A 283-nucleotide genomic window follows, 5' to 3' on the forward strand; every position below is an offset into this window, starting at 1 on the left:
ACCTCGCCTGGCAGGTCCTGTCGCTGCGCGAGCGCGACGGGCGCGGGGCTCTCACGCTGTTCCGGTCGAAGCGGGACGCGGGCCTGATCCTGTTCGTCGGCCTCACCGCCGACGCGCTGCTGCGCAACCTGTTCTAGGCACCGTCGGCACCCTCAGGTGCGGGCGATGATCTCGTTCTCGCCGCGGAAGATCTGCGGGCGCGCGGGCAGCCGGCCCGTCTTGCGGCGGACCAGGAAGCGCGGGCGACGGCGGCCGAGACCGGCGTGGCGGCGACGGATGCGGA

At 73.9% G+C, this 283-nt stretch carries 1 pseudogene; it reads right to left on the bottom strand.

Features of this window, described 5'->3' with window-relative positions:
* Positions 1–152: 152 nt before the first annotated feature.
* Positions 153–283 (bottom strand): annotated as a pseudogene (locus ACLBX8_RS32160) (DUF6101 family protein); the annotation flags it as partial.

The organism is Methylobacterium sp. D48H (assembly GCF_053345715.1).